11 protein-coding genes are annotated in these 13,760 nt (G+C 62.4%); 2 read left to right on the top strand and 9 right to left on the bottom strand.

Going from position 1 to position 13,760, the window contains the following annotated elements; translation table 11 throughout:
- Positions 1-231: 231 nt before the first annotated feature.
- Complete coding sequence (locus CH305_RS27905) at positions 232-969, bottom strand: hypothetical protein (protein WP_015586238.1); 738 nt, start codon at positions 967-969, stop codon at positions 232-234.
- On the opposite strand from CH305_RS27905, the gene CH305_RS29645 reads away from it, so the two are divergent.
- Complete coding sequence (locus CH305_RS29645) at positions 968-1,090, top strand: hypothetical protein (protein ID WP_255032396.1); 123 nt, start codon at positions 968-970, stop codon at positions 1,088-1,090. The genes CH305_RS27905 and CH305_RS29645 overlap by 2 nt on opposite strands.
- 1,181 nt (positions 1,091-2,271) lie before the next feature.
- Positions 2,272-2,562, top strand: coding sequence for a hypothetical protein (locus CH305_RS27895; RefSeq protein ID WP_032375883.1), 291 nt, complete (start codon positions 2,272-2,274; stop codon positions 2,560-2,562).
- A gap of 358 nt (positions 2,563-2,920) precedes the next feature.
- Here the strand turns inward: CH305_RS27895 and CH305_RS29245 are convergent, their stop codons facing one another.
- The 8 genes from CH305_RS29245 to CH305_RS27855 all read right to left on the bottom strand — a co-directional run bounded on the left by CH305_RS29245 (position 2,921) and on the right by CH305_RS27855 (position 13,758).
- Entirely contained in the window at positions 2,921-3,091 is a 171-nt protein-coding gene (locus CH305_RS29245) for a hypothetical protein (RefSeq protein ID WP_155289038.1), read from the bottom strand.
- Between the two features lie 422 nt (positions 3,092-3,513).
- Positions 3,514-3,906, bottom strand: a complete 393-nt coding sequence (locus tag CH305_RS28820; protein WP_141216407.1) for a hypothetical protein — start codon at positions 3,904-3,906, stop codon at positions 3,514-3,516.
- Positions 3,907-4,389: 483 nt separating this feature from the next.
- A complete protein-coding gene (locus CH305_RS27880; RefSeq protein WP_015586233.1) occupies positions 4,390-7,134 on the bottom strand; it encodes an FtsW/RodA/SpoVE family cell cycle protein in 2,745 nt (914 codons plus the stop codon).
- Positions 7,131-7,979 (bottom strand): FHA domain-containing protein, encoded by an 849-nt coding sequence (locus tag CH305_RS27875; RefSeq protein ID WP_032392088.1) that lies wholly within the window; start codon positions 7,977-7,979, stop codon positions 7,131-7,133. Before CH305_RS27875 ends, CH305_RS27880 begins: the two co-directional genes overlap by 4 nt.
- Before the next feature lie 71 nt (positions 7,980-8,050).
- Positions 8,051-9,085, bottom strand: coding sequence for a PP2C family serine/threonine-protein phosphatase (locus tag CH305_RS27870; RefSeq protein WP_157773226.1), 1,035 nt, complete (start codon positions 9,083-9,085; stop codon positions 8,051-8,053).
- A 404-nt stretch (positions 9,086-9,489) separates the two neighbouring features.
- Entirely contained in the window at positions 9,490-11,904 is a 2,415-nt protein-coding gene (locus CH305_RS27865) for a DUF4407 domain-containing protein (RefSeq protein WP_015586230.1), read from the bottom strand.
- 79 nt (positions 11,905-11,983) lie between these two features.
- Positions 11,984-13,132 carry a DUF4407 domain-containing protein gene (locus CH305_RS27860; RefSeq protein ID WP_176458854.1) on the bottom strand — a complete coding sequence of 383 codons (1,149 nt, stop codon included), beginning with the start codon at positions 13,130-13,132 and terminating at the stop codon, positions 11,984-11,986.
- A 14-nt stretch (positions 13,133-13,146) separates the two neighbouring features.
- Entirely contained in the window at positions 13,147-13,758 is a 612-nt protein-coding gene (locus CH305_RS27855) for an NYN domain-containing protein (protein WP_157773221.1), read from the bottom strand.
- Between the last annotated feature and the right edge of the window lie 2 nt (positions 13,759-13,760).

Raw genomic sequence — 13,760 nt, 5'->3', positions numbered from 1 at the left:
GTGGCTCTGGTGGGCGCTGCGCGCCCACCGCCAGAAGCCGGCCGCCAAGGCGGCCTATTGCGGTCTTTCCTTGCCGGGCGCTGCGCGCCAACGGCCAACGGATCACCTATCTTGGTTGTCTTCCAACATCTTTCGCATTTAGTACACCTTCGGACCGCTGCGCGCCCCGACCAAGTAGACCGCTACCGGGAAGTGGGGCACGCTGCGCGTACCCCACTTCCCGTGCGACTACTACTCACCCACAGTGAAATTCACATCGAGATACGAGAAATTGTCTCGTAGATGCTGCCGTACATCGTCGAGATCTACGGCCTCGTCCGCATCTTCTTGGCTACGCGCCGATCGCGTCATTGTTAATGCAACCGTGACATTCACTTCTACATCGAAGTCACGTTCTCGGCCTTCGAGCCCCCACTGTTCGCAGAACCTCTCGAACTCGCTGCACAGACTGTTCTCGTCCGCCCATTCGCACGCGGACTCGCTCATCCGCCTGACCCACTCGCGATGGTTCGCACGCTCGGTATTGGCGCTCTCGCGTACGGCCTGCAAGGTCCGTTCGACGGCGGCCCGTTCGTGGATCGGCCGCACATACTCACCGAACCACGCGGGAGCGGCCCCAGGTGACACCGTGACCGGTGAGATGTCACGTGTACGCACCAACCCCGTCCAGCTCTTGTAGGTGTGCTCGACGGCCATCAACGGCTCACGCCACACGACAGCAACGCTTGCATGGGTCTCGGTGGCATTGCGCTCGTCCACCGAGAACCATCCCGACGCGGCGATACCGCCGCTTCCATCACTTATCTGCACATAGGCCCCCTCTGCGGGGTATCCCGCAACCAGGGGCTCTGGCAAGGCCTCGAGCACGACGGCCCGGTTCGACCAGTCAGCACCCCCTAGAGACCCGTTGTCGAAGACCACCTCGAGCACGGACGCAACTGGCAACACTGAATCGACGATCGATGTCATGGCAGATTTCAGCCTCTCAATTCGGGTGACGGATGGTCAGTCCGCCGATCAACAGAACGCCTCTGAATCTACCATCGAAACACTTGCACTGGAAGACGTAGGAGTCATCGAAACACGTTGATAAACAAAGCGTTTGGGATCACATCTATCGACAAGACGCAACCCGGCAGCGGCCGCAATTGTCCCCGGCGCACTCGGTGCCGGGGACCGGGTGCGCCCTGTCCGAAGCCAATGCCGGAATAGGATCGCTCAGGTGCCCCGTCCCTTTCCTCTTCTCGACGACTCCGTCTTCACCTCCTCCGGATACAAGCGGAGTACCAAACGGGTGGGACCCGATCTCGAGGACGCCTGCCTCTGCGGATCCCGCCGGCGGACGCGGTCCTGCCATGCGACTGCAGCCGGTCGCTGGATCGTCTCGGAACCGCCACCCCTCCTGAACGATGCTCGCACTGGCTACGCACACCCCGAGTGCTTCGGCCAGGCAGGAGCAGACTGTTCCGACAAGATCAGTAGAGAGCATTGGATCAGTGCCAACATTCACCGGCAGCTGCACATCGACGGAAAAGCACCCATGCTCAGCGGCGCACCGTGGCTGCATGGAGCATCGAAATCGGTAGGCACAAAAGCACTAGCCTCGAAGATCCTCTGTGAGCGCCACAACAATGCATTGTCACCTTTGGATTCCATTGCAGGACAGTTCTTTCAGGCAGTACGGGACATGCAGTTGTCCTTGGCGAGCACGACAGCACCTTTCCTGGGGCCGGCCGACGATCATTTCCTCCTTCTCAGTGGACCACGACTACAACTTTGGCTCCTCAAACTCGTTCTCGGGGGCGTGGCCTCACGCTCCTTCGGTGCGGCCGGCACACCCCTCAAGTCAGTCAGGACACAACCAGGGGTTGCGCTCCATGATATTCTTTGGCGCGGAGCGTTGTTCCCTAATCGATGGGGACTGCACGCTCGAAGGCACCGAGTCGATCCCAAGGGCACGCCAGAATCCATCGGCGTCATCAACCAAACAATTGACGACGAGGTATGCGGTGCAACAGTTCAATTCGGGGCACTCAATCTGAACCTCGGCCTTGGGGTGCCCGAGAACAGCGCGACGGTACAACCTGCTTCATACCGCTTCGATAGACCCTCGACAGACGTCCAGAAATACATTGCGCTTGCCTGGCCAGAGGACGGCCACGAACCCATCAGTTACTCGAACCTTGGATAGCCCACGGCGCGGCCGCTCCGCCACCAACAGCGTTGATAGCTCCCATTTCGACCTCGTATTCGCGATGTATTCTCGCGGGCATGACGCTCACCAGTTCGCTGGACCAGGCCAGTTCTACGATCCACGACGCCGGCCTCCGCATTCAATCTCTGCAGTCCACACTGGACGGCACCAAGCGAGACCTTGCGCAAACGCAGGAAGAACTGGCTCGCCTAGCTCTCGTTCTCGACACCTACGCTGCAGCTACCGAGGCTGGGCAACCTGCTGAAGGGAACCAGCTCAGACTGATCTCAGGAGCACTTGCTGCCGCAGCACAGAGCCTCACTAAGTCGTCCGACGCGCTTCGCGACGACGTGATCGCAGGCATCTAGCTAGCAGGTGACCGCCCCTTGGTCTCGGTCTCTGCGTCTCCGCGACGAGCTCGCCGGGCTTGCCAAGTACCTGATCGAACTGCATCGCTCCACAACCCGGTTTGGAGCTGGTTTGCCGCCAGGCGGGGAAGCCGTCGCTCGACACAGTTACGCAGCCCCGCCCCATAGCCCTGCAAGAGGATTGCCCACCCAGCGTAGTTGATTGAACGACCCTCGACGTCGCGCACGTGACAACAACAGTGACCCGTCGTGAATTGCTGAGCAGAACTCATCGATCCTGTTGAGCACCGACTCGGCCGGGGACGATTGCACTGTGATCCACACCGGAACCGAAAACTTTCGTATCCATTCCCACGTCTCACGGGATCCGGTAGCGGCCCACAGCAACAACACTATTCGGGTTCACGCTGTTGATGTTCGGGGTCCGATCGAACTGCGCCGCGCTACCGTTGATCTCGTCCTCGAACAGCAACTCGCACGCGCTCGACGAGTCGCGTTGACCGAACGTCCGTACGCGCAGCCGTGGCACGAATATTTGACCTCACTCGGCGACGGAGATCAGGAGTTTCTTGATCTGATAGAGGCGGCGTCCCAGCAGCTCGTAGCCCGGTCCGGACGCGCCGAGGTAGTTGCGAAGGTGTGCTTGGCTGTAATGCTCGCGTCTGGGTGTGTGGTTCGGCCGGCGTTCGACGGCGGAGCGCGGACGACCAATCGTGCAGCCGAGTCGGCCGACGGTCAGGACGACATGGCAGCGTTCCCGGAAACGTGGGCGGCGCGAGACGTCACTCGAAATAACAGGCTGGTGCTTGCAGTGGGATCGCTTCCTGCGAGCGATCCCACCTTGGCGGACGCCCTGATCACTGCGGTCGTACAGCCGTGCCGAGTCAGTGTGTTTCGCCCGCATTCTTGACAGAACACGGCGATACGCCCGGACAGTGATCGGGGATCGCTCTAGTCGAGCGATCCCAGGCGCGAGTCTTGCCGATGATCGTGGAACGACAGCATGTTGTGCGCGACGATCCACTGTAGAAACGAATCCGGGAGAGCGTGAATGGCGTCGGCATCGACGTGGTGCCCGACTTGGGTCAGGGCGTGACGGAAAAGCAGCACCTTCTGACGCTCGCCAGAGAGCCCGGGCCTGCTCGCCGAAGGCTCGAAACGCGGCGGCCACTCCAGAAGATCGCTGAAGTGCCATTCGATTAGATCGAGTGCGGCCAGATACTCCCGATGCGCCTTGGTCCCCGGCACGACCTTTGGGTAGAAGTACTGGTCAGTCGGGTCTTCTCCGGCTGTGAGACCGGTTTCTAATTCGCCCGGAACATAGTTCGGGGACGTCGGTGGCAACCGATGCACCCTGCCCGGATGTACGAGCACCCAGACTGCCTGCTCGTGGGATGTCGTTTGACCGCGTTCCAACGGTCCCGAGCAATCGACTCGGAACGACGTGGGGTCCGTTGTCACGAAAAAATTCTCGTTCATTCTCAGCGCTCTAGCGGTTGCGTGACCCCACCACTGGATATGGCAGCCTCCGCGCTGCTTGGTCCTAACCTGCGTCGCGTCCGCCCTCTCCGTGATCAAAAAACTGTTCCGAGAGAACGCCTTATGTGCATCCGGCACATCTAGTCGTCTGTATCCGTCGGTGACGTTCTTGGTGGGCCTACCGATTTCGAGGCGGTCCCCTTCCTCCAGCTGGATCGCAGGTCCGACCTGTTTCGGCGGGCTGAACCTTACGACGGGGACGCGCCTGTTGTTCGCACCGTCATCTCGGTACTTGACGATGTCCGAGGCCCACACTTCGACCGTGGTGTAATTCGTTGCCGTCATGAACTATTTTCCCTGCGTTCCTTGTGGTTTGCGACACGGGCCGATATCTTCTCGTACTGCGTCGATTGCCGCCACCGCTACCTCGGCTGCGACGGGAGCGGCATCCGCTGCACCGGATCGAGGCGACTGTTCACCGCCCAAGATTCGGACGGCGATGACTATTTCGGGGTTCTCTGCCGGCGCGAGTGCGACTACCCAGCCGTCGTAGGAACCGCGGTCGTCATCCGCGGTGCCGGTCTTCGCGGCGACCGGCATGTCGAGAATCCCGAGCTCGCCTGCGTGTCCGTCCTGCACGACCGCCCGCATACCGTCGAGCACGGGTCCGGTAACCGGGTTGTCGAGAACGAGTGCGGTTGCCGGTGGCGACGTAACGGAGTCGACATCCAGCTGGTCGTCTGTGCATTGCCCTAGCTGCACCCGCGCGCGGGGTAGTGCTCCGTTCGTCGCGAGTCGGCCCACCGCCACGGCCATTTCGTACGGTGATGCGCGGACGTCCTGCTGACCGAATCCCGTGCGCGCAAGCGCATCTGGGTCGTCGCCGACGCCTCCCACGACGATGCCGGGGTGAGTCGGGAAGTCGGCGGAATCGGCGGAGAGCACCGCGGTCATCTGGGTGATCGACTGCAGACCGGTTCGGATGGCGATCTCGGCGAATGCGGTGTTACTGGACTCCGCAAGTGCCTGGGTCAGATCGCCGCCGCCTTCGATGTTGCCGGCGTTGTGGACGATGCCGACCCCGCCCGGGGGTGTGTATTCGTCGCGAACCGGCGTGGTGGTGTTCTGTCCTGCGCTCAGGGCGCTGGCTGCGACGATGGTTTTGAACGTCGATCCCGGTGCGCTTTGCGAATACACCGCCGGGTAGCCGGCGTCATAGGAGTGTTGGTCCGAGCGGTGTGAGTAGAGGCCGAGGATACTGCCGTCCTTGAGGTCCAAGGCTACGACGTCCCCTTCGTATCCGCGGGTTTCGAGACCGTCGCGGGCAGCGGTCTGGACCGCTGAATCGAGGGAGGTGACCATTGTCGGTGATTCGCATGCCTTCTTCACAACAAGGTGTTCCAGCCATGGTCGTAAGCAAGTGCCGGCGCTCATGTTCGTGGCGACGAAGTAGGCGGCGTCGATGTCTCCGTTGAGCTGCGGTATCGACGACTCCAGGGTGCGGGTTTGCACGTCGGCATCGGTGGTCGCGTCACGCATCGTCGATGGGACGAGGAACGGCGTCCCGTCGCGGAAGACAACCGGGCCGGGGTTTCGTGACGCGGCATCCTGGGCTGCGGTTCGTGCGGGAACTTCGGGTACGACGGTTTGCCAGGCAACCAAAGTGATGACGATCAACCACAGTCCGAGGATCGCCCACTTCGTTCGGTCGACGCGTGCGACAACGCGGAGTTCGGGGACGCTTGGAACCGGCCGCCAGCGGTGGGATCCGATGCCGACGATAAGCCCGACGGCGATCCACATACAGGTCAGCGAGCTTCCTCCGTTGGAGAGGAACGGGACGACCATCCCCGTGACAGGCACCTTGTTGATGGTGGCGAGCGTGACGTACAGGGCTTGCACGGACACCATGGCTGCCAGGCCGGTCGAGATCAGGCGTGGCCCTGCGCTGGTGGCACGGATTGCCGACAGCCAGCAGGCGGTGACCAAGGCACCGAATAGGCAACAGATTGCTATGACCACTATCGCTCCCCGTTCCTCTCCGATGCCGGCGAGGACGAAGTCGTTCTCTACGTTGGCGACGTCGAGCGGGGATCCGTTGTTGAAGCCGGTGCCGAGCCAGCCTCCGGTCGCGAACGACCGAAGTGCCGCGCCTGTGTTCTGAAGCTGTCCGTCGGACGTGATGGGGTTCAACATCTGGTCGATGCGGGCGCGGAGCTTTCCCACACCGAAAAAGGTTGCGACGACGAGGACTGTACCGACGGCCGTAAATCCGATCCAGACGCGCGGTGGCGGGCCGCACACGATCAGCATGACTGCTACTGCACCGGTGAGCACGAGTACCGGACCGAGGTCGGATGCGTAGCCACCGAGGGCCGCGGCGAAGGCGACCGGCCAGCAGGCTAGCAACGCGGGCGTAACCCTTCCCGCTCGCAGCGCTGGTCCTGCGGCATACAGCATCGATCCCAATCCGATGATGATCAGGATTCTGGCCAGATCGCCCGTCTGTCCGACGAAGGGCCCGACAGATATCCAACCAGGGGCACCGTTGACTAGTACGCCGATCCCGGGCATGAGGGGAAGCGTCAGTGCGACACAACCTGCGACCGCTACGCCTGTCCCCGTGATCGAGCGAGCGGTGGTGTTCCACGTACTGCCGATCCACGCAGCGACGAGGAACGCGGCCACCCCGACCAAGGCCCACCGCGCCTGGTCGACGCCGCTACCCGGATAGAGCCTCTCCGCCGTCACGGCACCGAGGCACGTGAGGGTCCAGGCGGCGACTGGGATCACGAGGGAGGCGGATGCGCCCACAACGCGCCGAACGAACGCACACAACACGATCGGAACCACCGCTGCCGCCGCGACGTAGAGCAACGAATGCTGCACGGACCAACCCAGCTGGGCTGCTGCAGTCAGCACCAGCGCGGGAGGTCCCCCAAGAGCCGCGAGGTCGCTGGAACTCTGCCCGCCGCTGAAACCGGGTGCGCCGCCACCTGCTGGTCGAGTCGCCACCGCTTCCGTGTGTACCCGCAGGAGGGCGAGAACTGTGAGCGCCAGTACGGACAGCGTCGCGAGCATGTCGGCGATCATCTCGACGCCCCCGAGGCACTTCGTTTCACCAGACGTATCCGGTCGTGCTTTCCCAGTCGGATCACGCACTCGGACGTCGCCGCCCTCGGTTCGCGGGGGGCCACCCGGCTGTTGTCGAGCCAGGTGCCGTTGGTGCTGTCGAGATCTTCGACTTCGACCACCTGAGCGGCGGGATGCCAGCGCAGGGCAGCGTGTGCCCGTGAGACGGTCCGCGAGGAAACGACAATGTCGGATGTGGAGGATGCGCCGACCACGTAGCGCCGACCCTTGCGAAGAGCGACGCGTCGACCGTCGGGCAGATCGGCGAACCACAGCTCGGAGGCGTCACCCGGCGCGACATCGGTGATGTCGTCCTCGCCGCGCGGTCGGCGAGGGACGTCGCCGACTTGGTCGGTCGGAGAGTCGTCGCCGTCGGGATAGCGAAGTACTACCTCGACATCTCGTCGGCCGAGAGCCGGGTTTGCGCGGAGGGAGAACGCAACGCCGGAGTAGTTCCACGATTCTGCTTCAGCACGGGCGGCGAGATCTTCTCCCAGTTCACGGGAGAACTGCACCCAGATCGGCACGACGCGTTCATACATCTCCGGAGCGAGTTCGAGGAGCACGCCTACCGGCATGAACTTCGTTCGAGCGGTGCCGATCGCACCGCTCACGATCTTGTCCAGAACCCGGACACTAACGTTTTCGGGGGTGGGTAGAGGAACCCGAAGACGCTCCTGCACCGTCTTGGAGACGGCGCGAGGAGCGTTCCCCGCGAAAGTGCCCTGTGCGCGTTGGGTCCGAACCACTTTCGCAATGACAGCGGCTGTAGCGACCAGTGCTGCGATGATGATCAGAGCAGTCATGCTTTCCTCCTCGGTCGAGGAAAGCATGACGCGCTACGGCCTTCACGAACAGAACCGATGGATTCTGTAGTTCACGCGCGCTGGATTCGGCCCACGATCACTGTGATGTTGTCGGTCGCACCGGTTTTGGCAATCTCAACGAGGCGTTCTGCGATGTGAATCGTGGAGCGTTGTCGCGCCTCCACCAACGTTGATTCGATGTCATTCTCGTGCAGTGAGCCTTTCCACAGACCGTCCGTGGCGACGAGCACGATGTCGCCTGGTTCTGCCTCGTGGGCCCACACATCGGGCGTGACCGACCGCGCACCACCGATACTGCGTGTGAGCGTGTTGCCGGTCGAATGGTCTGCCGTCAATCTTCTCAGTCGCCGACCTCGCGCAGGAAGAATGTAGACGCGGCTGTCACCGACATGGGCGCCGTACAGATAGCCGGTTTCATCCAAGTGAACGATATCCAGAGTCGTTGCTCTTCCTCGATCCGCGGGGTCGTCGTCCTGGCGCGCGCGGACGTCGGTGTTCGCACGCGTAACCGCCGACGCCAGACTCATGCCGTCTTCCTCGATCGCATCGCGGACTGCCCGCAGCGCAGCGCGAGATGCTTGACCGCCGGCAGACCGCCCGCCGACCCCATCGGCTATACCCAGCAAAGACCCGCTGAGGATCGCCCAGTCCTGATTTTCTTTGCGCGGGCCGGCGTCCGTCGCGCTGTCGGCGTCGAAGAAGAGTGCGCCACCGCCGCCGCCGGGAAACGACAGTATTCGACCTACTGTCGATTCCTCGGTATCGATCCGGTCCGTCGATCGGCCGAACAACCGGTCAAGGGCTCCGCCTCGGGTGCTCGTACTCGTACTGGGCTCGCCACGATCGATTACGCGAGACGCAGGGGGCACACCGATATCGGTCATTTCGCTTTGCACAGAGTCGGTTTCACCGCCGAGTGGAACGTGACGGGTGACGGTCAGGCTGTCCGGGTTGACCGTTGCACGAGGCGCACTGAAATCGTCCGGACTCGCTTGCCGTAGCACCCGGTCGGGACCGAACGGTTGCGGTGCCGGTGTTCGCTCCGGACGGCGTTCATCGTGGAAGTCGAACAGGTTGCGAGACATGTCATTCCGATCGTCGCGGCGGGGGGAGGCGGCCTGTGATTGCGCCACAGGATCGAAGGGATCGTGTTCTGTCTGTTCCTCGCGATCGGTCCATGAAGCACCGGCCTGGGACCCAAGCCCTTGCCCACGTTCGCGGCGATACTTCAGGTCTGAAATGCCAATACCAGCAAACCGCCACACCATCAGTGGGACAACACTTCCCACGAGAAAGACTGCCAGTGCGGCGTTGTCACGGACGAAGTCGATTCTCCCCACACCGAAGACCAGCACAGCGACGAAAACGATCCACAACGCAGCGCAGGCTATCCGGGTACGCAGTGCCTCGCGGATCCCGATCTTCGCGGGCGGAACTGGCGAAGAGTTGGGGACCATCGCACGTGCCTCTCTCAGTGGTAGATGCTTGTTCATCGTATGCCCCTGACCGTCGAGCCGAGGCGTGCCAGAGCGTCCGACATCACGGCTTCGTCACCGCGGTTCTCGAGCAGCGCACCGGGGTCGGACAGGCTCTCACCCTCGGCCAACGTCAGAGCAGTGCGATCAACTCGATCGAGTGGGTTGTTCGATAGCCATCGTTCGACGAGATCAGCAAGCGGCGTAGGCACACCGGGGGTGATGACGTCCAGCCGGGGCGCGTCAGGCCTGGTCTTTTCCAGCCACCGTCGGTACTCGTCCGATCGGCGGTCGACTTTGCCGTTGTCGAGCAGGGGCATGTCGACCCAACGGGACTCGGCGAAGTCACGCGGGTACGCCCCCGAGATGAGCCGATAGACCATTGCGCCCACTGACCACAGGTCGCACAGTGCCGTTTGATGGCCGAGTCCGCGCCCCGGGAGGATCTGTTCGATCGCGGCGTAGTTGTACGTGCCGGTGAAGGTGGAGTCCATGTCGGTGAACCCTGCTTGATCGAATGCGCGGGTCGCTCCGGCGATACCGAAGTCGGTGAGCACAGCGTGAGGTTCTCCATTGATCAAGTCGACAAGGACGTTGGCAGGCTTGATGTCGAGGTGCAGGAAGCCGGCGCGGTGCGTCACGAGCAGAGCTTCCAGCGTCTGGTGGATCAACTCCAGCAGTGGAAGTATCGGCACTTCGTTACCCCATCGGTCCTCCACGTACTTCTTCATATCGCCTAGCGGGTAGTGCCTCATGACGATGAACGGTCTCTCGGAATCGTCGTCTAGCTGCACGTCTTGTCCACTGACTATGTCGACGACATGGTGCCGACCCAACGGAATGAGCCGAGCGAGAACGTCGCGTTCGAGCCCTTTTAACGCTGGCTGCTTGGCCGGCGCAAACGCAGGATCGATTTTCCCGATCTTGGCTACGAAGTATTCCTCCCGAGTCGTTTGGTCTTCGTCCTCACGATCTTTTCTGGTGCACAGCCAGAGGTCGTACCACCGTGTTCGAGCGTCCGGGAGTGGTTCCACGAGCTGGAATTTGTCCCCGTCAGTCGTTCGGAGGACGTATCCGGGTCCGACACCGTTCGTCGGTTCGGAGTCCGGGTCGACGAGTGTCTCCGGCTCATCGAGAACATCGTCACGGGCGTTGGTCGGGGATTGCCAGCGCCCCCGAATGTCGTCGGCTTGTTTCTCGAAGACGTCGGTGAAGAACGCGCGGCGTTGATCGGCCGCGGGCTTCTTCCATCCCCTCTGCTTTTCCAGGAAGTGTGGAACAGCGTGCACAGAGTCGTTGATCTTCTCGGCCAGTTCGTTGTTCGCGTCGATGCTGTCCTTGCGGACCCGCGCGTCATGACCGGTGGTGCCGCCGACGAACTTCGCGGTCAACGGCACCAGATCGATGCTGGCGAGCACGATGAACAACAGGATGCGTACTGCCCAGATAGTGGTTCCGTGTTCTCCGGAGGCAAGTGAGGACAGCGCGACGATCCGACGCAGTAGCCCGTTCTGGCTGGTGTCAGCCTCGCTGGGTACCGGTACAGCGTTGACCTGTTCGCTGACCAGAATCTGTGCTTGGCATGTATCGATGGCCTGCTGTGTCAGGTCAGTGCTCGTCGGTCCTTGGCCGCACGCTTGCAACTGGTCGGCGGTGAAGCCTGATGGTTTGAGTATCACCGTGTAGTCCTGGCGCGCAGCGACTGCTCGCTGAAGCGCTTCGTTCGCTCTCGCGACTGCAGCGGAGGCCTCTTGTCCTTCTGCGCCGAGCCCCGGGATGCCGGTTCCCGTCTCGCAGTCCGGTGCCGGGTTTGATTCGCACTTGAGCACGCGATTCGCGTCCTCGACCTGTTTCGTCGCGGCATCGACCGAGGCCGTGAGACGGTCGACGGCTGTGTTCGGGTACTCGATTTGCTCTTTGTACCTCTGCTCTGCCGATGCCTTGGCATCGAGCCGAGCCTGGTTGTACTCGTTCTGCTGCCGGACTGCTGCAGCATTGTTGTCTCGATCGACCTGCGCTGAGATCTCGTCGTCGAAAAGCGTCAGCTCAACGCCCTCGGCCATCAAGATCGCGATGCCCGCGGCGAGGAGAAAGCGCACGAAGAACAGGCTGAATTTGCTCCGCCACCGCGACGAGGTGAGCGGCCGGGAAACGATCAGGCGGTCGACGTTGAACACGACGATCGTCCACACCACTCCGATGGCAATCACCAGCGCCAGCGGCAGATTCGAGTAGCCAGTGGTAGCGAGCAGCACTGCGGAAATGCCCGAGATGATCGAGGTCACGATCACCGACATCCCCAGGCTGCAGTACCAGTTGAGCTCCGCTTTTTCCTTGATGTGCATCCAGTTGGCACCGCAGCAACCGAGTAGAAAGCGTGCGATGGGGCCGGGTCGAGTGATCGTGTCCGGTCGGGTGGGGGTTGTCATGGCCGTGGCCTTTCCGAATGCTGCTGAACGCCGACGGGATCGGCATCACGATGGTCGCAGGTGTTGAAGTAACTAGAAGTCATCCGCGTCGGCCGCTCTGCACGAGAAACAACAGAGGTAGGAGATCCACGCTGACCAGAACGAAGAACAGCCCGACCACGACGAGCCAGACCGGGCCCGCGTTCTCGGAGTTCCACAGCAAGGAACCGAATGCCTCGAGGTGCGGGAGAAGCCCGTTGCTCGAGCGCGCGGGTGGGTGCTCCGGGGCGAGTTGGTCGACGCTCGATTCGACCAGCAGCATGCCCTGACAGCGGTCGGAATCGTAGGGCGTCAACTCGGTCGTCTGTTTCGAGTATCCGCACGTTGCAAGTTGGACTGCGTCGAAGGGGGCAGGCACCGGAAAGACGGTGTACTCGGCAAGCCGCTGCTGGGCCGAAGTGCGCTCAGTGGTGACAGCATCCAGCTCTTCATTGGCCGCCACCGACCGAGGGCCTATTCCTACTTCGCCTGTGCCGGAAAAACAATCGGGTGAAGACGTCATCTCGCACATCACCATTTGCCAGGCCCCGGCTTCGCGCATTTCAAGACCGGAGACTGCGTCCTGCAGGCTGTCTCGCATCTGCGCAGGCTGCGACAGTTGCTCGGCGTACATCCTCGACGCGACATCACGGTTGGCTTCTCGGCTGCGGTACCACTCGTTCAAGTCGTCTTGTTGATGCATCGCCACGTTCACCGCGACCTGAGAGCGAACCTCTTGCCCGAAGATCGCCATCCCGAACACCCAGGAACCCGTCCCGGCAGTGAGCACGCTCACGGACGCCATGACGGCCACACTGACGAGATGCGATCCGGTTCGTCGCGACCGCGCGAACACGGTGGACGCCACGGTCGCCACCACGAGGCGGCGATACGAAAAGTAGAGGACGGCAACAACGACGCTGACGATCGATGCCCACACAGGACCCATGTCGGCAAGCCCCGCAATGATCGTCGCGCTCAGCGCGACGATCATTGTCGAGAACAAACCAGCTACTCCGACGCTCTGCAGCAGAGTCCATGTACCAACGGGCGCAGTACGTACGTACGTCGGGCCGGCGCACCACACGAGCGCCTGGGAGAAACGACTCGGCCCGTACTGGCCGCTCAATTCCTCACCCCCTCGCTCGACTCCGCCGCCGACCGACCCGTCCGGATAGACCGTTGGCTCCTCGTCGTCGTAGGACGTCACGCTGCCTTCCCCGCTCATTGCGCTGCCCGATCGGTAGTCCGTAACTGCGGCCGACTATCGGCCATCCGCGCTGCGAACACGGCGACACCCGAGCTGCGCTCGGACGCACGTGGGCCACGCCGCGCTGCGCTCGTCGAATGCGCGTTATGCGCCTCGACAACACGGTCCGATCCACGAAGACAGATCAGATCGTCACAGCTGCAGTACAGTTCGGCGCTCACACCGACGCCGGAGGCAACGACCTGAACGACTCGAACGCCGGCAGCCCGGAGCGCGCGTGCAAGCGGTGCGAAGATGTGGTCCCCGGACGCGATGATCACCTCATCGTGCTGGTGAGCCACCCTGCCCACATCCACCGAATCGAGCAACGCGAGGTCCGCGGCATCCGGCGCGGACGTGACACCGATACGCCGAGCGTTCGCCGGGACGGCGAAGAATGCCGGCGCGGCATGTCGCCAGGCTGCGGCGACCGTAATCTGGTCACGCTCTCCGACACCCACATCGGTGACGTAGTCCGCCCACCAGGCGGAGCATCGGACAGCGGAAACGTCGCCGGACACCATGTTCTCGATGTCGAGCAAGTGCAATCTGGATGGATCGATTCGGCTAGCCCGGTCGTCGCTCATGA

The sequence above is a fragment of the Rhodococcus sp. 15-649-2-2 genome (genome assembly GCF_002258645.1).
GTDB lineage: Bacteria > Actinomycetota > Actinomycetes > Mycobacteriales > Mycobacteriaceae > Rhodococcoides.
This window is presented reverse-complemented; position numbering and strand designations above follow the sequence as displayed.

Bases quoted from the DNA above. Each gene is read 5' to 3' on its own strand.
- CH305_RS27905 (WP_015586238.1), bottom strand. From the start codon at position 969: ATGACATCGATCGTCGATTCAGTGTTGCCAGTTGCGTCCGTGCTCGAG.
- CH305_RS27865 (WP_015586230.1), bottom strand. From the start codon at position 11,904: ATGACAACCCCCACCCGACCGGACACGATCACTCGACCCGGCCCCATC.
- CH305_RS27875 (WP_032392088.1), bottom strand. From the start codon at position 7,979: ATGACTGCTCTGATCATCATCGCAGCACTGGTCGCTACAGCCGCTGTC.
- CH305_RS27895 (WP_032375883.1), top strand. From the start codon at position 2,272: ATGACGCTCACCAGTTCGCTGGACCAGGCCAGTTCTACGATCCACGAC.
- CH305_RS27870 (WP_157773226.1), bottom strand. From the start codon at position 9,085: ATGTCTCGCAACCTGTTCGACTTCCACGATGAACGCCGTCCGGAGCGA.
- CH305_RS27855 (WP_157773221.1), bottom strand. From the start codon at position 13,758: ATGAGCGACGACCGGGCTAGCCGAATCGATCCATCCAGATTGCACTTG.
- CH305_RS29645 (WP_255032396.1), top strand. From the start codon at position 968: ATGGCAGATTTCAGCCTCTCAATTCGGGTGACGGATGGTCAGTCCGCC.
- CH305_RS27880 (WP_015586233.1), bottom strand. From the start codon at position 7,134: ATGATCGCCGACATGCTCGCGACGCTGTCCGTACTGGCGCTCACAGTT.